Origin of the sequence: Pseudomonas moraviensis subsp. stanleyae (assembly GCF_036283065.1) — a bacterium.
Lineage (GTDB): Bacteria > Pseudomonadota > Gammaproteobacteria > Pseudomonadales > Pseudomonadaceae > Aquipseudomonas > Aquipseudomonas stanleyae.
Window position 1 is genome coordinate 554,258 of sequence record NZ_JAADJI010000001.1, and the last position, 18,250, is coordinate 572,507.

The 18,250-nt window shown below is 61.2% G+C and carries 17 protein-coding genes; 5 read left to right on the forward strand and 12 right to left on the reverse strand.

The features are described 5' to 3' along the window. Window positions 1-31 precede the first annotated feature (31 nt). Both GXB78_RS02320 and GXB78_RS02325 read right to left on the reverse strand, forming a co-directional pair. Window positions 32-1,417: a heavy metal sensor histidine kinase gene (locus GXB78_RS02320; RefSeq protein ID WP_329513987.1), complete on the reverse strand. Its 1,386-nt coding sequence runs from the start codon at window positions 1,415-1,417 to the stop codon at window positions 32-34. Continuing rightward, window positions 1,407-2,087 (reverse strand): heavy metal response regulator transcription factor, encoded by a 681-nt coding sequence (locus GXB78_RS02325; RefSeq protein WP_329513988.1) that lies wholly within the window; start codon window positions 2,085-2,087, stop codon window positions 1,407-1,409. The genes GXB78_RS02320 and GXB78_RS02325 overlap by 11 nt, the downstream gene beginning before the upstream one ends. A gap of 136 nt (window positions 2,088-2,223) precedes the next feature. Between GXB78_RS02325 and GXB78_RS02330 the strand changes: the two genes are divergently transcribed. Further along, window positions 2,224-2,709 carry a GlcG/HbpS family heme-binding protein gene (locus GXB78_RS02330; RefSeq protein WP_329513989.1) on the forward strand — a complete coding sequence of 162 codons (486 nt, stop codon included), beginning with the start codon at window positions 2,224-2,226 and terminating at the stop codon, window positions 2,707-2,709. 11 nt (window positions 2,710-2,720) lie between these two features. Beyond that, entirely contained in the window at window positions 2,721-3,131 is a 411-nt protein-coding gene (gene uraH, locus GXB78_RS02335) for a hydroxyisourate hydrolase (protein ID WP_042610175.1), read from the forward strand. 126 nt (window positions 3,132-3,257) lie between these two features. On the opposite strand, the gene GXB78_RS02340 is transcribed toward uraH, so the two are convergent. After that, window positions 3,258-3,935 carry a Crp/Fnr family transcriptional regulator gene (locus GXB78_RS02340; protein WP_329513990.1) on the reverse strand — a complete coding sequence of 226 codons (678 nt, stop codon included), beginning with the start codon at window positions 3,933-3,935 and terminating at the stop codon, window positions 3,258-3,260. Window positions 3,936-4,019: 84 nt separating this feature from the next. Between GXB78_RS02340 and GXB78_RS02345 the strand changes: the two genes are divergently transcribed. Then, a complete protein-coding gene (locus tag GXB78_RS02345) occupies window positions 4,020-4,544 on the forward strand; it encodes an Mpo1 family 2-hydroxy fatty acid dioxygenase (protein WP_329513991.1) in 525 nt (174 codons plus the stop codon). 81 nt (window positions 4,545-4,625) lie between these two features. Here the strand turns inward: GXB78_RS02345 and GXB78_RS02350 are convergent, their stop codons facing one another. The 6 genes from GXB78_RS02350 to dibA form a co-directional block, all read right to left on the reverse strand. After that, window positions 4,626-5,615, reverse strand: coding sequence for a sulfate/molybdate ABC transporter ATP-binding protein (locus GXB78_RS02350; RefSeq protein WP_024011135.1), 990 nt, complete (start codon window positions 5,613-5,615; stop codon window positions 4,626-4,628). 3 nt (window positions 5,616-5,618) lie between these two features. Continuing rightward, entirely contained in the window at window positions 5,619-6,491 is an 873-nt protein-coding gene (gene cysW / locus GXB78_RS02355) for a sulfate ABC transporter permease subunit CysW (RefSeq protein ID WP_064361637.1), read from the reverse strand. A 12-nt stretch (window positions 6,492-6,503) separates the two neighbouring features. Continuing rightward, window positions 6,504-7,322 carry a sulfate ABC transporter permease subunit CysT gene (gene cysT, locus GXB78_RS02360; protein WP_007952818.1) on the reverse strand — a complete coding sequence of 273 codons (819 nt, stop codon included), beginning with the start codon at window positions 7,320-7,322 and terminating at the stop codon, window positions 6,504-6,506. 154 nt (window positions 7,323-7,476) lie between these two features. Further along, a complete protein-coding gene (locus GXB78_RS02365; protein WP_329513992.1) occupies window positions 7,477-8,490 on the reverse strand; it encodes a sulfate ABC transporter substrate-binding protein in 1,014 nt (337 codons plus the stop codon). A 146-nt stretch (window positions 8,491-8,636) separates the two neighbouring features. Continuing rightward, on the reverse strand, window positions 8,637-8,819 hold the full coding sequence (gene oscA, locus GXB78_RS02370; protein WP_007917682.1) for a sulfur starvation response protein OscA: 183 nt from the start codon (window positions 8,817-8,819) through the stop codon (window positions 8,637-8,639). Window positions 8,820-9,109: 290 nt separating this feature from the next. Further along, window positions 9,110-11,029, reverse strand: a complete 1,920-nt coding sequence (dibA, locus tag GXB78_RS02375; protein WP_329513993.1) for a phosphodiesterase DibA — start codon at window positions 11,027-11,029, stop codon at window positions 9,110-9,112. Between the two features lie 147 nt (window positions 11,030-11,176). Here dibA and desA point away from each other — a divergent pair, with 147 nt between their 5' ends. Both desA and GXB78_RS02385 read left to right on the forward strand, forming a co-directional pair. Continuing rightward, window positions 11,177-12,361 (forward strand): delta-9 fatty acid desaturase DesA, encoded by a 1,185-nt coding sequence (gene desA, locus GXB78_RS02380; protein WP_253497810.1) that lies wholly within the window; start codon window positions 11,177-11,179, stop codon window positions 12,359-12,361. A 211-nt stretch (window positions 12,362-12,572) separates the two neighbouring features. Beyond that, a complete protein-coding gene (locus GXB78_RS02385; protein ID WP_329513994.1) occupies window positions 12,573-13,562 on the forward strand; it encodes a GGDEF domain-containing protein in 990 nt (329 codons plus the stop codon). Window positions 13,563-13,699: 137 nt separating this feature from the next. Here the strand turns inward: GXB78_RS02385 and GXB78_RS02390 are convergent, their stop codons facing one another. The 3 genes from GXB78_RS02390 to gabD form a co-directional block, all read right to left on the reverse strand. Continuing rightward, window positions 13,700-14,911 carry a response regulator gene (locus GXB78_RS02390; RefSeq protein WP_329513995.1) on the reverse strand — a complete coding sequence of 404 codons (1,212 nt, stop codon included), beginning with the start codon at window positions 14,909-14,911 and terminating at the stop codon, window positions 13,700-13,702. Window positions 14,912-15,046: 135 nt separating this feature from the next. Beyond that, the gene (gabT, locus tag GXB78_RS02395) at window positions 15,047-16,324 is read right to left on the reverse strand and encodes a 4-aminobutyrate--2-oxoglutarate transaminase (RefSeq protein WP_329513996.1); all 1,278 of its coding nucleotides are present in this window, start codon (window positions 16,322-16,324) and stop codon (window positions 15,047-15,049) included. Window positions 16,325-16,509: 185 nt separating this feature from the next. Beyond that, window positions 16,510-17,952, reverse strand: coding sequence for an NADP-dependent succinate-semialdehyde dehydrogenase (gene gabD / locus GXB78_RS02400; RefSeq protein ID WP_329513997.1), 1,443 nt, complete (start codon window positions 17,950-17,952; stop codon window positions 16,510-16,512). Window positions 17,953-18,250 lie beyond the last annotated feature (298 nt).

Below are 18,250 nucleotides of genomic sequence, written 5' to 3' on the forward strand. Positions count from 1 at the left end.
GTGGGAGCGAGCCTGCTCGCGAAGAGGCCTGTCAACTCACCACAAACCCCAACTCAAACACCGTCTCCGCCACATCACTCCTCACCCGCACCCGCCCGCCATGCAACTGCATGATCGATTGCACAATCGCCAGACCCAGCCCCCCCGAATCCCCCGGTTCAGCACGCGAGGGATCGACGCGATAAAAGCGGTCGAACAGTTTGCCCAGATGCTCAGGCGCGATGACCGGGCCGTGGTTGTGCACTTGCAGCCAGCACAGTCCAGGTTCATCGCGGCGTTGCAGGCTGATCAGGGTGCCGGGGTCGGCGTGGCGCACGGCGTTGGCCAGCAGGTTGCCGAGGGCGCGTTGCAGCAGTTGCTGGTCGGCGGGCAATTCGCCGTGCATGCGGTTTTCGAGTCGAAGGTCGCGATCATCGGCCAAGGCTTCAAAGTAATCGCAGAGCTCGTCGCCGACGTTGCGCAAGTCCAGTGTTTGCAGATTGAGCGCGCGTTCGGCCTGTTCGGCGCGGGCGAGGAACATCAGGTTCTCGGCCATGCGCTTGAGTCGTTCGAACTCTTCCATGTTCGAGGCCAGCACTTCCTGATATTCGGCCGTGCTGCGCGGATGGTTCAGGGCCTGGCCGTTGCTGGCGAGCAAGGTGTGCAGAGGGGTGCGGATTTCGTGGGCGAGGTCGGCGGAGAATTGCGACAGGCGCTGCACGCTGTCGTCCAGCCGCGCGAGCATGGCGTTGAGCGCGTACACCGGCTCACGCAATTCGGTCGGCGTGCCCTCGATAGGCAGGCGTCGATCGAGGCTGCGCAGATCGATGCTGCGCACCGCTTCGCTCAACTGATGCAACGGTTGCAGGCCCCGACGCAGCAACAACAGGCCCAGCGCAAAAGCGAGCAATGCGCCGAGGCCGACAGCCAGATACAGGCGCAGGCGATAACTGCCGAGCATCTGCTCGCGCTCGCTGAGCACTTTGCCGGCGATCACCGTGAGGGTTTCACCGTTGGGGCCTTGGGCCTGTCCGGACAGCACTGCCAGTTCGGCGCCGTCGCTGGCCTGCCAGGTGAGCACGTCGCGGCGCTGCGGCATTTGTTCTCGCGGTAATGCATTGAGCGCCGGCAATTCGCGCTGACGCGGGTTGATCGCGATCACGCTGGAGCCGTCGGCCCGGCGCACCAGCAGCAGGCTGTCGAGATTGCCGAGCATGTTTTGGTACAGCCGTGGCCGCGCCTGCAAGGCGTCGAGACTGTCGCTGTCGGCGAGCAAGGCGCGAACCTGTTCCAGGCGCCCGAGCAGGGCCATGTCGTCACGAAAGGCCAATTCGGAGGCCAGCGAGCGGTAGAGAAAAACGCCAATTGCGCTCAGCACCAGCGCGCACACGACGGCGAAAGCCAGCGCCAATCGCCAGGCGATCGACTTACTCCACATCGTCCGGCGCTTCCAGTTGATAACCGACGCCACGCACGGTGTGGATAAGTTTCGGCATGTACGGGTCGTCGACCTTGGCGCGCAGGCGACGCACGGCGACTTCGACCATGTTGGTGTCGCTGTCGAAATTCAGGTTCCACACCTGCGAAGCGATCAGCGTGCGCGAGAGCACTTCGCCCTGGCGGCTGGCGAGCAATTGCAACAGGGCGAACTCTTTGTTGGTCAGGGCAATGCGCTGGCCGCCGCGACTGACCCGGCGGCGCAACACGTCGATCTCCAGGTCGGCGATGTTGTACGACTCGGCTTCGCGCATCGGCCCGCGCCGCAGCAACGTGCGCACCCGCGCGAGCAATTCGGCGAAGGCGAAGGGTTTGAGCAGGTAATCATCGGCGCCCAGTTCCAGCCCACGGACGCGGTCTTCAATGGCGTCCTTGGCAGTGAGAAACAGCACCGGCGTGGCGCCGCGCTGGCGGATCAGCTGGAGCAATTGCCAGCCGTTGAGGCCGGGCAGCATCACGTCGAGGATGATCAGGTCGTATTCCTGCTGCTCGATAAAGTAGCGGCCGTCGAGGCCATTGAGCGCCACATCCACGGCGAAACCCGACTCGCCCAGGCCCTTGGCGAGGAAATTGGCGGTTTTGGCTTCATCTTCTACGACCAGCAAACGCATGGCACACCTCGATTGATCAGGTACACAGGCTAGGCGTGTTCGGCGCCGTTGCCCATTACAAACTTGTAATCCGCCTGACGGGGTTCTGACGAAGTGCGCCGGTTAAGGTGCAGACCTTCCCATTCGGAGCCTGCACATGACCGTCAAATACCTTGTCGCCAGCCTGATCCTGGGCCTCAGCGGCGTTGCCAGCGCCACGCCAGAGCTGCCGCGCCACGCCGATCTCGACCTGAAAACCGCACGCTGGCTGGCGGACAAGGCGATGAGCGCTTGCACCGGCACGGTGTCGGTGCTCGACCGTGGCGGCAACCTGCTGGTGACATTGCGCGGTGACGGCGTCGGCCCACACAACACCGCCGCCAGTCAGCGCAAGGCCTACACCGCGCTATCGACCAAGACGCCGACGCGGCTGTTCGCCGAGCGCGCCCGCAGCAACCCGGAAACCGCCAACCTCAACACCCTCGACGAATTGCTCTTGCTCGGCGGCGGCATTCCGCTGTTCGCCGGCAGCGAACTGGTCGGCGCCATGGGCGTGGCCGGTTCCGGCGGTGGTGAGCAAGACGAAAACTGCGCCCGCGCCGCCGCCGACAAGGCCGGCCTGAGCATCACCCGTTCCCAATAAGGAGATCCACCATGACCACCCTGCGCATGACCCTCGCCGCGCTCGGCCTGAGCGCTGTTTCCAGCCTGGCGCTGGCCGCCGGCAATCCGTTGAGCGTGCACGTGCTCAACCTGGAAAACGGCCTGCCATCACCGGGCATCAACGTCACCCTGGAAAAACACGTCGGAGAAAACTGGCAGCCACTGGCCCAGGGTACCACCAACGAGCAAGGGCGGATTGCCGAACTGTTCCCGGCAAAACAGCCATTCGAGGCCGGTGAGTATCGCGTGGTGTTCAAGACCGGCGAGTACTACCAGAAGATCAAGCACGAAACGTTCTTCCCGGAAATTCCAGTGATCTTTCAGGTCAAGCAGACCGATCAGCATTACCACATCCCGCTGCTGCTGAGCCCGTACGGTTTCTCGACCTATCGTGGGTCGTAATCCAGGCCCCGATTCTCTGTGGGAGCGAGCCTGCTCGCGAAGGCGTTGAATCAGTCGACATCATCGTTGAATGACCCATCGCTTTCGCGAGCAGGCTCGCTTCCACATTGGGATTTCAGGCGCCCGTTAGATCGTGGCCAGGGCGCGCAATCGCGCCGCATCGAGGATTTCGATCTCGCCGTAAGCCAGACCGATAATCCCCTGCCCCTGCAAGTCCTTGAGGATCTGATTGGTAGTCTGCCGCGACAGCGACAGCATCGCCGCCAACTGCTCCTGCGGCAGTTGCAGCGTCCGGCGTGGTGCGTCGAGTTCGCCGTAGCCTTCGGCGATCATCAGCAAGCGATGAGCCAAGCGTGCCGGGGCCGGCAGCAGGCTCAGTTGTTCAAGATTGATAAAGGCCAGACGCAACTTGTGGCTCATCAGCAGCGCCAGATGCCGCCAATATTGCGGCTGTTCGTCGAGCAGTTTGAGCAATGCTGCTTGTGGAATATTCAGCAAGGTACACGGCCCGACCGCATAGGCATCGTGCGTACGTGGCTGGCCATCGAACAGGCAGATTTCGCCGAACCAGTGCGGCGCCTCCACCAGACTCAACAGCGCCTCCTTGCCCTGCTCGCTGACTGCGCCGATGCGCACGGCGCCATCGACCACCGCGTACAGCCCGCACGGCGCATCGCCGCGCTGGAACAGCCGTTGTCCCGCTGTCAGCCGCCGCTCGCGGGCCAGCGTCAGCAGGCTATCCTGAAAGGACGCCGGCAGATGACTGAACCACTGGCCGCTGAGCAACCGTGCACGAATTTGCATAACCACTCCTGGAGTGTCGCCTGCCCGACAGAACGAACGCCGATCCCGAGGGATGATGCGTTCAACCCTACTGGAGGAACAACAATGAAAAGCCTCGTCGACCACCTCAGTCAATACGCCGCCTACCACCGCGACCCACGCAACATCGTCAGCCACTTTATCGGCATTCCGCTGATCGTGGTGGCGGTGGCTGTTCTGCTGTCGCGGCCGCAATGGTCGCTGGACGGGCTGTGGATATCTCCAGCCGTTGTCGTGGCGCTGGCCTCGGCGTGGTTTTACCTGCGTCTGGAGTTGAAGCTCGGCGTGTTGATGACGCTGCTGATGGGCCTGTCGGTGTGGGCCGGGCATGCACTGGCGCAGCAAAGCACCCTGGTCTGGCTGAGCAGCGGCTTGGCGATGTTTGTGATCGGCTGGGTGATCCAGTTTGTCGGGCATCACTATGAAGGGCGCAAACCGGCGTTTGTCGATGACATCAGCGGGCTGATTGTCGGGCCGTTGTTTGTCGTGGCTGAGTTGGCGTTTCTGCTGGGGATGCGCCAGGAGTTGAAAGCGCAGATCGAGGCGCGGGCGGGGGTGGTGCGGGTCAATCCGCATCGTGCGGCTGTTTAGACCGCTTTCGCGAGCAGGCTCGCTCCCACAGAAAAACGCATTCCAAATGTGGGAGCGAGCCTGCTCGCGAAGCTTTTGCCTTTAAATATTGGCGACTTTCTGCCAGACCTTGGGCTTGAAGAACAAGGTCTCACCTTTGGCCAGGCCGATCAGGCTGTCGTGATCTTTCACCACCTCGGCTTCAATCAAATCCGTCTGCCCTTCGACCTTCAGCGTCACCCGCGTAGTCGCACCCAGTGGGCGGATATCGCGCACTTCAGCGGCATGGTGATCTTCCAGCTCATGTCTGGACAACGACACTTCGTGCGGGCGGAACAGCACGTGGTTGTCGTCGCTCAGCAGCAAGCGGTTCGAGTCGCCGAGGAAGTGATAGACGAAATCACTGGCCGGGTTTTCGTAGACGTCGCCCGGTGAGCCGATCTGCTCGATCACACCCTTGTTCATCACCACGATACGGTCGGCGACTTCCATCGCTTCTTCCTGGTCGTGGGTCACAAACACCGACGTCAGGTTGATGTCTTCGTGCAGCCGCGCCAGCCAACGGCGCAGTTCCTTGCGCACCTTGGCGTCGAGGGCGCCGAACGGCTCGTCGAGCAGCAGCACTTTCGGCTCCACCGCCAGGGCACGGGCCAGGGCGATGCGCTGACGCTGACCACCGGACAACTGCTCCGGATAACGATCCGACAACCAGTCCAGTTGCACCATGTTCAGCAGTTCGTGAACCTTGGTCGCGATCTGGCTTTCGCTCGGGCGCTGGTTTTTCGGCTTCATGCGCAGGCCGAACGCGACGTTGTCGAACACCGTCATGTGGCGGAACAAGGCGTAATGCTGGAACACGAAACCGACGTTGCGATCGCGCACGTCGTGGCCGGAGACGTCCTCGCCGTGAAAGACGATGTTGCCCTGATCCGGGGTTTCCAGACCGGCAATAATGCGCAGCAAGGTGGTCTTGCCGCAGCCCGACGGGCCGAGCAATGCGACCAGCTCACCGCTGTGGATATCCAGGCTGATGTTGTCCAGCGCCTTGAACGCATTGAAATTCTTGCTGACGTTACGCACTTCGATCGACATGAATTATTCCTCCGCGGCGCTGGCGCGCAGGCGGTTGATACGGTTTTCGCTCCACTGCTTGAGCAGCAGGATGAAGAGCGCCAGGATCAGCAACAGGCTCGCCACGGCGAACGCGGCCACGTGGTTGTATTCGTTGTAGAGGATCTCGACGTGCAGCGGCAAGGTGTTGGTCACCCCGCGAATGTGCCCGGAAACCACCGACACCGCACCGAACTCGCCCATGGCCCGCGCGGTGCACAGCACCACGCCATAAATCAGGCCCCATTTGATGTTGGGCACCGTGACGTGCCAGAACATCTGCCAGCCATTGGCACCGAGCAGGCGCGCGGCTTCCTCTTCCTGCGTGCCTTGTTCCTGCATCAGTGGGATCAGTTCACGGGCCACGAACGGCACGGTGACAAAAATCGTCGCCAGGACAATGCCCGGCAGGGCGAAGACAATCTGGATGTCGTGATCCTGCAACCACGGCCCGAACAGGCCCTGGGCGCCGAACATCAGCACGTAGACCAGACCGGCGATCACCGGTGATACCGAGAACGGCAGATCGATCAGGGTCACCAGCATGCTCTTGCCACGGAACGAGTATTTGCTCACGCACCACGCCGCGCTGACGCCGAACACCAGATTCAACGGCACCGAGATCAGCACGGCGATTACCGTCAGTTTCAGCGCCGACAGCGCATCCGGTTCAAAGATCGCAGTGAAGAACGCGCCGAGGCCGTTTTTCAAACCTTGGGATACGACGATGAACAGCGGCAGCAGCAGAAACAGGAAAAAGATCAGCCAGCCAAGACCGATCAGGATTCGGCGCGAAGTGGCGCTGCCACGCCGCGCAGCGTTGGCCGAGGACGCGGCCGCAATAGACGATTGGGACATGTTCGCGCCTCCTTATGGGGTTTCGATACGCCGCTGCAGCAAGTTGATCAGCAGCAACAGGACGAAGGAAACCACCAGCATCAGCACGCCGATGGAAGTGGCGCCGGTGTAATCGTACTGGTCGAGTTTGACCATGATCAGCAGCGGCAGAATCTCGGTTTTCATCGGCATGTTGCCGGCGATGAAAATCACCGAACCGTACTCGCCGACACCACGGGCAAACGCCAGGGCGAAACCGGTCAGCCAGGCGGGCAGCAATGCCGGCAGCAGAATGTGCCGGAACACCTGCAACGGCTTGGCACCAAGGCAGGCGGCCGCTTCTTCGACTTCACGGGGAATATCGGCCAGCACCGGCTGCACCGTGCGCACCACGAAGGGCAAGGTCACGAAAGTCAGGGCAAGGGTGATGCCCAGCGGCGTGTAGGCAATCTTGAAACCAAGGTCGGCGGCGAACTGGCCGACCAGACCGGTCGGCGTGTACAGCGCCGTCAGCGCGATACCTGCCACGGCGGTGGGCAAGGCGAACGGCAGATCGATCATCGCGTCGATCACCTTGCGCCCCGGGAACGTGTAGCGCACCAGCACCCAGGCCAGCAACGTGCCGATGATGCCGTTGATGATTGCCGCACACAGCGCGGTACCGAAGCTCAGCTTCAATGCTGCCAGCACCCGCGGCGCGGAAATGATCGTCCAGAACTGATCCCAGGTGAGTTGGGCGGCGTGGACGAACATCGCCGCCAGCGGGATAAGCACAATCAGGCTGAGGTACACCAAGGTGTAGCCCAGCGTCAGCCCGAAGCCGGGTATGACGGGGGAGATACGACGCGACATAAAAGTCCCTGGTTGAAAACGCATCAATGTGGGAGCGAGCCGGCTCGCGAAGAGGGAGTATCAGTCAACATCCCTGTCGCTGATAGACCGCCTTCGCGAGCAGGCTCGCTCCCACATGGTTTGTGCCTGAACTCCAGGCTCGTTTCGAGTGAGATTACTGCGCCTGATAAATCTGGTCGAACACGCCACCGTCGTTGAAGAATTTCGGCTGCGCGGATTTCCAGCCGCCGAAGTCCTTGTCGATGGTCACCAGTTCCAGTTTCGGGAACTGCTGGGCGTACTTGGCCGCCACGTCCTTGTCACGTGGACGATAGAAGTTTTTCGCAGCGATTTCCTGGCCGGCCGGGCTGTACAGGTGCTTGAGGTAGGCTTCGGCGATCTGCGCGTTGCCCTTCTTCTCGGCATTCTTGTCGACCACCGCCACTGGCGGTTCGGCGAGGATCGACAGCGAAGGTACGACGATATCGAACTTGTCGGCGCCGCCGTCTTCTTTCAGCGCCAGGAACGCTTCGTTTTCCCAGGCCAGCAACACGTCGCCCTGACCGTTGTTGACGAAGGTGATGGTCGAACCACGGGCGCCGGTGTCGAGGATCGGCACATGCTTGAACAGGGTTTGTACGTATTGCTTGGCCTTGGCTTCATCACCGCCGTTGGCTTTCAGGCCATAGGCCCACGCGGCGAGGAAGTTCCAGCGCGCGCCACCCGAGGTTTTCGGGTTTGGCGTAATCACCGAAACGTCGTTCTTGACCAGATCGCCCCAGTCCTTGATGCCTTTCGGGTTGCCCTTGCGCACCAGAAACACAATGGTCGAGGTGTAAGGCGTGCTCGCTTCCGGCAGACGCTTCTGCCAGTCGGCCGGCAGGCTCTTGCCGAGCTTGGCGATTTCATCGATGTCGCCGGCCAGGGCCAGGGTCACCACGTCAGCACGCAGACCGTCGATCACCGCACGACCCTGCTTGCCCGAACCGCCATGGGATTGCTGGATTTTCACCGTGTCTCCGGCATGATCCTTCTGCCAGAACTTGATGAATTCGGCGTTGTATTCCTGATACAGCTCGCGCGTCGGGTCATACGACACGTTGAGCAGCTCGTAATCCTTGGCAACGGCGGAACCGGCAAACACGGCACTGGCCAGCGCGGCCAAAGCGTAACGGCGAATCGACGACATGGTGAAAGCTCCTGGAATTCCTGGTGGTGGCTTTTCTTATGTATTGCGGAAATTGTGGTGCCGTTTCAAAGATCGCAGCCTGCGGCAGCTCCTACGCACAGCCCCCTGTAGGAGCTGCCGCAGGCTGCGATCTCTTGACCTTCAGCTCAGCCCGGTTGTTTACCGGGTTGCTGCAAACGGAATTTCTCTTTGCGTTCGATCTGTACGACTTGCGCGTTGTGCACAGTGATCTCCACCGCGCCGAACCGCAGATCGCGCAGGGCGCTCTGGATTTCACGCAAGATGGTGCTTTCGTCCTGACCGTCAACGCTGCGAAGGGATGCGCTCATGGTGCTGCTCCTTTGAAGGGATTTTGCCTGGCAGTGGGCGGCACTGCGATCGGCGTGGGAGCAATATAAGAGAGGCACGGATATTCTTAAAAAGACTATTTAAGAATGTTTATATAACTAGAAAACATTATGTGGCGGGCCAAGGGTTTGCGCGGTGGTCCCGGTTTAAAAGAACACCACAACCCCTTGTGGCGAGGGAGCTTGCTCCCGCTCGAGTGCGCAGCGCTCGCAGTTTTTTGGGCCTGCTGCGCAGTCCAGCGGAGCAAGCTCCCTCGCCACAGGAACAGGTTTCAATAGAAGGATGGTGCTTTCGTCCAGTCAATTTCGGTCGCCGGAACCGGCCGCCCAAACCAATACCCCTGCCCCAGATCACACGCCTGCTCAAGCAAAAACGCCGCCTGCTCAACCTGTTCGATCCCTTCGGCATGCACCTGCATGCCCATGCTCCGCGCCAGCGCGACGATCACCCGGACAATCGCCGCATCATCTTCATCCCACGGCAACCCGGCAACGAAGCCCTGATCGATCTTGAGTTTCTGCACCGGCAGACGCTTGAGCCGCAGCAGCGACGAATAACCGGTGCCGAAATCATCGATGGCCAGGCGCACACCCAGTTCACGCAAACGATGCATCTGTTCCAGGGCCACTTCCGGATCGTCCATCACCGCGCTTTCGGTGACTTCCAGTTCCAGATGGGCCGGATCCAGCCCGGTGTCGTGCAGCACCTGCGCCACCTGCTGGTAAAGCTCACGCCGGGCAAACAGCCGCGACGAGACATTCACCGCGACGAACGCCAGCACCACGCCGCTCTGCTGCCATTGGCACATCTGCCGGCAGGCCTGCTGCATCACCCAGGCATCGATGTCGGCGATCAGACCGGTGCGCTCGGCAATCGGAATGAATTCTGCCGGCGACACCAGCCCGCGCTGCGGATGCTGCCAGCGCACCAGTGCCTCGACGCCGATCAGACGGCTGCTTTGCAGTTCGTGCACCGGTTGGTAATAGACACGCAGTTCCTGCTGCTCCAGTGCGCGCCGCAGCTCAAAGGCGATTTCGACCCGTTCCTGGGCGTGCGCGGTCAGCTCTTCGGTGTACAGCGCGTAGCCGTTGCGCCCGCTGCTTTTGGCCTTGAACAACGCACTGTCGGCGTTGCGCAACAACTGCTCGGCGCTCAAGGCATCGCTGGGAAACAGGCTGATGCCGATGCTGGCGTCGATGAACAGTTGATTGCCATCGATCGGCAGCGGCTCCTTCAATGCGTCCAGAATCCGTTGCGCCAATGCCGCTGCCTGGGCGGGCTGTGGACAACTTTCCGCGAGCACCGCGAACTCGTCCCCGCCTAGCCGCGCCAGGGTGATGCCGGGGCCGGACAGCTCCTGCAAACGCGTGGCCACCGCTTTGAGCAAGCGGTCACCAACGTTATGCCCGAGGCTGTCGTTGATCAGCTTGAAGTGATCCAGATCAAGCATCAGCAGCGCGCAGCCACGCTTGTGCGTCTGCGCCGACGCCAGCGCCTGCTCGGCGCGGTCGCTGAACAGCAGGCGATTGGGCAGATCGGTCAACGGATCGTGATGCGCCAGGTGTTTGAGCTCGGACTCGGAATCCTTGATCGCACTGATGTCGGAGAACACCGCCACGTAATGGCTGAGCCGGCCGAAATCATCGTGAATCACCCGGATGGTCTGCCACTGTGGATAAATCTCGCCGGTCTTGCGCCGGTTCCAGATCTCGCCGCTCCACTCACCTTCGGCCTCAAGGGTGGCGAACATTGCCTGATAGAACCCCGGCGGATGGTGTCCGGACTTGAACAGGCTGGGCTGCTGGCCGAGCACCTCATCGCGCCGATAACCAGTGATCTCGATAAAAGCGCGGTTGACGTGGACGATCAGCCCTCGATGGTCGGTGACCAGTACGCCTTCGCGAGTGCAGTCGAACACTGCCGCTGCCTGACGCAGGCGCTCGCGGTCGGTGTTGCGCTCACGCAAACGCGCACCAAGGCCGAAAAACCGGCCAAGACGCGCCCGCGCGAGGAAAATCAACCCGGCGCTGACCACGGCCAGCAGATAACCGTTGATCAGTTGCCAATGGGCCAGCTCAATGGAGTCATCGAAGAACTTGCTTGATAAATGATCAGTCGCTTGCAGCCACACGGCGGCCAGTACCAGGTAGAGCAGCGCTGCACGCCAGGCATCGCGGTAAGTCGCAGACATTCGGTCGTCCATGTCCCTACAAAAAGGTTGGGATTATAGGTCAAGAAACATTCAGCGACTTCTTATCTGAAAGGGCGACTGGTTTTATCTGTGTGCTTAGTGATAATGCAACGGCTGTTTTTATCTTTATCGAGGGCCCTATAGCCTATGTGGTACGAAGGTTTTCTTGGCTTGTCGGCCTGGTCACTGGTCGCGGTCACCCTGCTGATGACCCATGTGACGATTGTTGCCGTCACGGTCTATCTGCACCGTTATTCGGCCCACCGCTCGCTGGAGCTCAATGCGGGTCTGAAGCACTTTTTCCGTTTCTGGCTGTGGCTGACCACGGCGCAGAACACCCGCGAGTGGACCGCCATCCACCGCAAACACCACGCCAAATGCGAAACCGAAGATGACCCGCACAGCCCGGTGATCAAGGGCCTGTCCACGGTGCTGCGCACCGGTGCCGAGCTGTACCGCAGCGAAGCGCAGAACCCGGAAACCCTGCGCATCTACGGCAAGAACTGCCCGGAAGACTGGATCGAACGCAACCTGTACAGCCGCTATCCGCTGCTGGGCGTGGCGATCATGGGCGTGATCGACCTGCTGCTGTTCGGCACCATCGGCATCACCATCTGGGCCATCCAGATGATGTGGATTCCGGTGTGGGCCGCCGGCGTCATCAATGGTCTGGGCCATGCTGTCGGCTACCGCAACTTCGAATGCCGCGACGCGGCGACCAATCTCGTGCCGTGGGGCATCCTGATCGGCGGCGAAGAACTGCACAACAACCATCACACCTACCCCAACTCGGCCAAGCTGTCGGTGAAGAAGTGGGAATTCGACCTCGGCTGGGCGTGGATCAAGGTCTTCTGCTTCCTGCGCCTGGCCAAGGTGCAGCGAATCGCGCCAATCGCCCACCGCGTCGAAGGCAAAGGCAGCCTCGACATGGACACTGCCATGGCGATCCTCAACAACCGCTTCCAGATCATGGCCCAGTACCGCAAATTGGTGATCGGCCCGCTGGTCAAGCAGGAGCTGGCCAAGGTCGATCACTCGGTGCGCCACCAGTTCCACCGGGCCAAACGCCTGCTGTCGCGGGAAACCAGCCTGCTGGAAGACCGTCATCACCTGCGCATCCAGACCATGCTCGAACACAGCCAGGCGCTGAAAGTCATTTACGAAAAACGCCTGGCCCTGCAGCAGATCTGGGTCAAGACCAGCTCCAATGGCCACGACATGCTCGCTGCCATCAAGGAATGGATTCACGAGGCCGAGGCCAGTGGCATTCAGTCGTTGCGTGATTTTGCTGATCAGCTGAAAACCTACTCGCTGCGTCCTGCGGCTGTCTGACCCGGCACTGGCTGCGATCTTTTGATTCTGAGGATCAAGAGATCGCAGCCTCGTTGCACTCGTCAGCTCCTACATCTCGCCGCTTGGCGGGACTCGGTAATGGCCGGGAACTTCGCCGAAAATCCCCTATCTCAAAGACACTTCGCCATCTCCGGCGGGTTGTCCTGTGGCCGTTGTCGACATTGCGGCGTGCCCTTTGAGATCTGTGCCGATGGTCAACAACAACCAGAAAGACACATCCTTCACCCAATGGCCCGAGGCCGCGCAAACGCTGATGGCGCTGATGCACGCGCAAGGCGAAGTCGCGCGTCTGAGCGAGCGCGAACAGTTGATCAGCTCATTGCTGGTCAGCGTCAATGCCGTGCTCTGGGCTTTCAACTGGGAAACCCGGCAAGTGCTGTATGTCAGCCCGGCCTATGAACGGATCTTCGGCCGTTCCGCCGCGCTTCTGCTGGCTGACTACAACCAATGGCGCGACAGCATTTATCCCGATGATCTGGAGTACGCCGAGCAGAGCCTCGCCGAAGTCCTGCACCGAGGTGCGGTGGAAGATCGCGAGTACCGCATCATCGCGGCCGATGGCCAGGTGCGCTGGCTCAGCGACAAATGCTTTATCAATCGCCAGGACGAGCCCGGGCAGCCGGTGATCATCGTCGGCATCGCCGAAGACATCACCGACAAAAAACACATGGAAACCGAGCTGCAACGCTTGGCCACCACCGATGTGCTGACGCAAAGCAGCAACCGCCGCCACTTCTTCGAATGTGCCCACCGCGAGTTCGCCGAGGCGCGCCGCCAGGGCACACCGCTGGCCTTCCTGCTGCTGGACATCGACGACTTCAAGGTGATCAACGACAGCTATGGCCACCCCGAAGGCGACAATGTGCTGCAACGGATCGCCGAGTGCGGACGTGGATCATTGCGCCGTGGCGATCTGTTCGGGCGGATTGGCGGTGAGGAGTTCGCTGCGGTATTCCCCGGCTGTGCGCCAGACATGGCCGTGCAGGTGGCGGAACGACTGCAAACGGAAATTCAACGGCTGCGCTTCAACCACGACGGTCAGCCGTTCAGCATCACCGTGAGCCAGGGCCTGACCAATCTCACCGACGACGACAGGAGCCTCGACAGCCTGTTCGCCCGCGCGGATGCGGCAATGTACGAGGCGAAGCGGCAGGGCAAGAACCGGATTATTGCGGCCTGACCCGGTCTCCGCGCCTGTTGCTGCACCTGTGGGAGCGAGCCTGCTCGCGAAAGCATTCTGTCAATGCACTCAAAGCTGAATGACACACCGCCTTCGCGAGCAGGCTCGCTCCCACATTGACTGGCGGTGACATCTGTTTATTTGCGCATCCGCAGCAACTCCGGCAAGCCGATCTTGAGCAACCGCGCCGTCCGGCTCTGCGCCAGTTCCTCAACACCCTCATGCTCGGTCAGCCGCGCCATTTGCGCCGCCATGTGCATCACCAGCGCCTCACGACTGTAAACGCCACCACCGAGCTGATAGACCGAAGCAATCAACTCGCGCAGCTCCAGCGGCAGCCGCCAACGAGTTCTCAATGCCGAGCCGTAAGAAGCGGCAAACTTTGCCAACGCTTCACCGACCTCTTCCAGTTCGTCCAGCTCGCCGCCGGCCTGCTGCCATTCCTGCAAGCAGCGCAGCAGCGCCAGATCGCCGAGTCGATGCAGCATGCCCGCGCAATAGCAGCGCTCCTGATCCAGATCGAGCAAGCGCGCCAGCGTGCGCGCATATTCCGCCGTGTGCAGGGACAATCCCCAGTAGCGCTCGGCGTAATCCGCCAGGCATGGATCGCTGAGCCGTGCGCTGCGTTTGAGCGCCAGCCCGAGGATCAGGTTCATGCTTTGCCCGGTGCCGAGTCGATGCAGCGCCTGCGCCAAAGTCTGCACAGGTGCACCGTGATGCTGCGCAGCACTGTTGGCGGCCGCGATCAGCACAGCGGTGATCTGCGGATCGGTGCGGATCTCTTCCTCCAGCAGTTTGAGGTCCAGCCCCTCGGGATTGAGGCTGCGCTTGACCGCCACTTGCACGTCGGTCATCAGCGGCGCGCCATCGGCCTGCTCGCGACGCCGCTCCAGAAACACCGACAAGGTCATGCCCGGCGCCAGTGCCGGCACTTCGCAAACCACGGCCTCGCCGGGATTGAGCAGCAACCCCTGCAAGCGCTCGGTCAGGCCTTCCATGTTCAACGGTTTGGTCAGGTACGCCGTCGGCGCCAGCGGAATCGCTTCGCGCACGCTGGCGCTGTCGTTGCGGCTGCTCAGGAGAATGAACGGCAGCGGCGGATTGCGTTTGCGCTGGCGGACGCTGCGCAGCACATGCAAGCCATCGATACCTGGCAGTTCCCAATCAACGATGGCCAGGTCATAGGGCACCTCGCCGAGCAACGACATTGCCTGCTGACCATCGGCACACAGATCCAGCCGCGCATCGCAGCGCACGTTGAGCAGCACTTGTTTGAGCAGGTCGCGGGCCCAGGGATCCGCCTCGGCAATCAACACCCGGGGTACGGCGGGTAAATCAACGGCAATCATGCGCGCTCTCCTTGCAATGCCTGAACCTTAGCCAATGCCGGCCATTCGTTACAGCGCAAACACCGCCGATGTGTTTCAAGGGGCGTAAAAAAACCCGCCGAAGCGGGTTTTTGTCGAGCAGGTCACACCGACGAATCAGAGTTCAGAGAAGCACTCTTCGATGATCGCCAGACCTTTGTCCAGTTGCTCGTCCGGCGAAGTCAGCGGGACCAGCACGCGCAGCACGTTACCGTGAGTTCCGCAGGACAGCAGGATCAGGCCCTTGTCACGTGCCTTGGCCACTACAGCTGCCACCGCAGTCGGGTTTGGCTTGTGGCTGTCGCCGTTTTCGAACAGCTCGACCGCGATCATCGCGCCCAGCGCACGCACTTCACCGATCACCGGGTACTTGGCCTGAATGGCCTTGAGGCCGGTAACCAGGCGCTCGCCGACAGCCTTGCAGCGATCCAGCAATTGCTCTTCTTCAAACACTTCCATCACCGCCAGCGCAGCGGCGCAAGCGATCGGGCTACCGGCGTAGGTGCCGCCGAGGCCGCCCGGGGCGATGGCGTCCATGTATTCGGCCTTGCCACACACGCCGGCCAGCGGAAAGCCGCCTGCGATGGACTTGGCGAAGGTGGTCAGGTCGGCGGCAACGCCCATCTGCTCCATGGCGAAGAAGGTGCCGGTACGGCCAGCGCCGGTCTGCACTTCGTCAGCGATCAGCAGAATGCCGTGCTGGTCGCACAGCGCGCGCAGACGCTTCATGAAGTCTTTCGGCGCGACGTAGAAACCACCTTCGCCTTGCACCGGTTCGATGATGATCGCGGCGATGTCTTTCGGCTCGGCGTCGTTCTTGAAAATGCGTTCGATGGAAGCGATCGAATCGTCGATGCTCACGCCGTGCAGTTCGTTCGGGTACAGCGCGCGGAAGATGCCGCCTGGCATCAGGCCCATGCCCGCCGAGTACGGCACGACTTTACCGGTCAGGCCGAGGGTCATCATCGTGCGACCATGGTAAGCGCCGGTGAAAGCGATCACGCCGGCGCGGCCGGTGGCGGCACGGGCGATCTTCACGGCGTTTTCTACCGCTTCGGAACCGGTGGTGACCAGCAGGGTTTTCTTGGCGAAATCACCTGGCACCTTGGCGTTGATTTTTTCGCACAGCTCAACGTACGGCTCATACGCCAGCACCTGGAAGCAGGTGTGGGTCAGCTTGTTCAGCTGCTCGGTCACGGCGGCAATGATTTTCGGGTGCACGTGGCCGGTGTTCAGTACAGCGATGCCGCCAGCGAAGTCGATGAACTCACGACCTTCAACGTCAGTCACGGTAGCGTTCTTTGCCGACTCGGCGAAGATCGGGTGAATCTGGCCAACACCACGTGGAACAGCTGCGGTACGACGGGCCATCAGTTCAGCGTTAGTCTTGCTCATTACAGTCCTCATTCGCCGCTCATCGGGCGGCGTGGTTCAAGGATGAAGCGGGAGGAATCGGCGGTGGCAGCATGCGATGATCGACTGCCACGGCGTTCCCGGCCGCAGAGAAAATTCCTGTTTGAAACGACGCAAAGGGACAGCGCTCTCGTGCCCTTTGCGTTTGCAGCGATCCCTTTCTCGGCTTAGATGCCCAGGCAGAGGTATTTGATTTCCAGGTAATCTTCGATGCCGTACTTGGAGCCTTCACGGCCCAGGCCCGAGGCCTTGATACCGCCGAACGGCGCGACTTCGTTGGAGATCAGCCCGGTGTTGACGCCGACCATGCCGTATTCCAGCGCTTCGGCGACACGGAACACACGGCCGAGGTCACGTGCGTAGAAATACGAGGCCAGACCGAACTCGGTGTCGTTGGACATGGCGATCACTTCGGCTTCGTCTTTGAAGCGGAACAGCGGCGCCAGCGGACCGAAGGTTTCTTCCTTGGCCACGGCAGCGTTTTTCGGCACGTTGGTGAGAATGGTCGGCTCGAAGAAATTGCCTTCCATCGCCTTGCCGCCAGCCAAAACGGTGGCGCCTTTGCTCACGGCGTCAGCGATGTGTTCCTGAACCTTGGCCACGGCTTTTTCGTCGATCAGCGGGCCGGTGGTGGTACCGTCTTCCAGACCGTTGCCGATTTTCAGTTTGGCCACGGCCACTTTCAGCTTCTCGGCGAACGCATCGTAGACCGCGTCCTGAATGTACAGACGGTTGGCGCAGACGCAGGTCTGGCCGTTGTTGCGGTACTTGGAGATGATCGCGCCTTCGACGGCCTTATCCAGGTCCGCGTCGTCGAACACGATGAACGGCGCGTTGCCGCCCAGTTCCAGCGAGACTTTCTTGATGTCCTTGGCGCATTCGGCCATCAACTGGCGACCGATTTCGGTCGAGCCGGTGAAGGACAGTTTGCGCACGATCGGGTTGCTGGTCAGCTCGCTGCCGATGTCGCCAGCGCTGCCGGAGACCACGCTGAACACGCCCGCCGGAATGCCCGCGCGCTGGGCCAGTTCGGCCAGGGCGAAAAAGGAAAATGGAGTTTGCGAAGCCGGCTTGAGCACCATGGTGCAACCGGCGGCCAGTGCTGGGCCGGCCTTGCGAGTGATCATTGCTGCCGGGAAGTTCCACGGAGTGATCGCAGCGGTGACGCCGATCGGCTGCTTGATCACGATCAGGCGCTTGTCCGGCTGATGGCCCGGGATCACGTCACCGTAGATGCGCTTGGCTTCTTCAGCGAACCATTCGATGAACGAAGCGGCGTAAACGATTTCGCCCTTGGCTTCGGCCAGCGGCTTGCCCTGCTCGAGGGTCATCAGGCGTGCGAGATCGTCCTGATTCTCGATCATCAGCTCGAACCAGCGACGCAGCTTGCCGGCACGCTCTTTGGCGGTCAGCGCACGCCAAGCCGGCAGCGCCTTATCAGCGGCCTCGATGGCACGGCGGGTTTCAGCGGCGCCCATCTTCGGCACGGTGCCGAGGATTTCGCCGGTGGCCGGGTTGTTGACCTTGATCGTCTGACCGTTGTCGGCATCGACCCAAGCGCCATCGATGAAGGCTTGCTGGCGGAACAACTGGGTGTCTTTAAGCTGCATGTCGGCTTTCCTTAACAGCACCGCGGCCTGCGCGGAGCAAATTATGATTGTAGAAAGGCGCCTCGCAAGGCTGCCGTCAGGGAAATCAGTGAGCGGATTGTGGCGCATCTACAGTGCACGACCGGGCGCACCTGCGCTGCAACATCCCGTCAACGAGCGTTTGAAATCTCAAACGGATCGTAGGTTCAAAGGGGGTAAAGGACAATAGGTCGTTCGAAAAAAAGAACAAAAATGCCGCTTTTCAGATCAACGCACCGAAAATCCGTGCCGCAGGAAAAACCTTAGATCAACCCCGGCA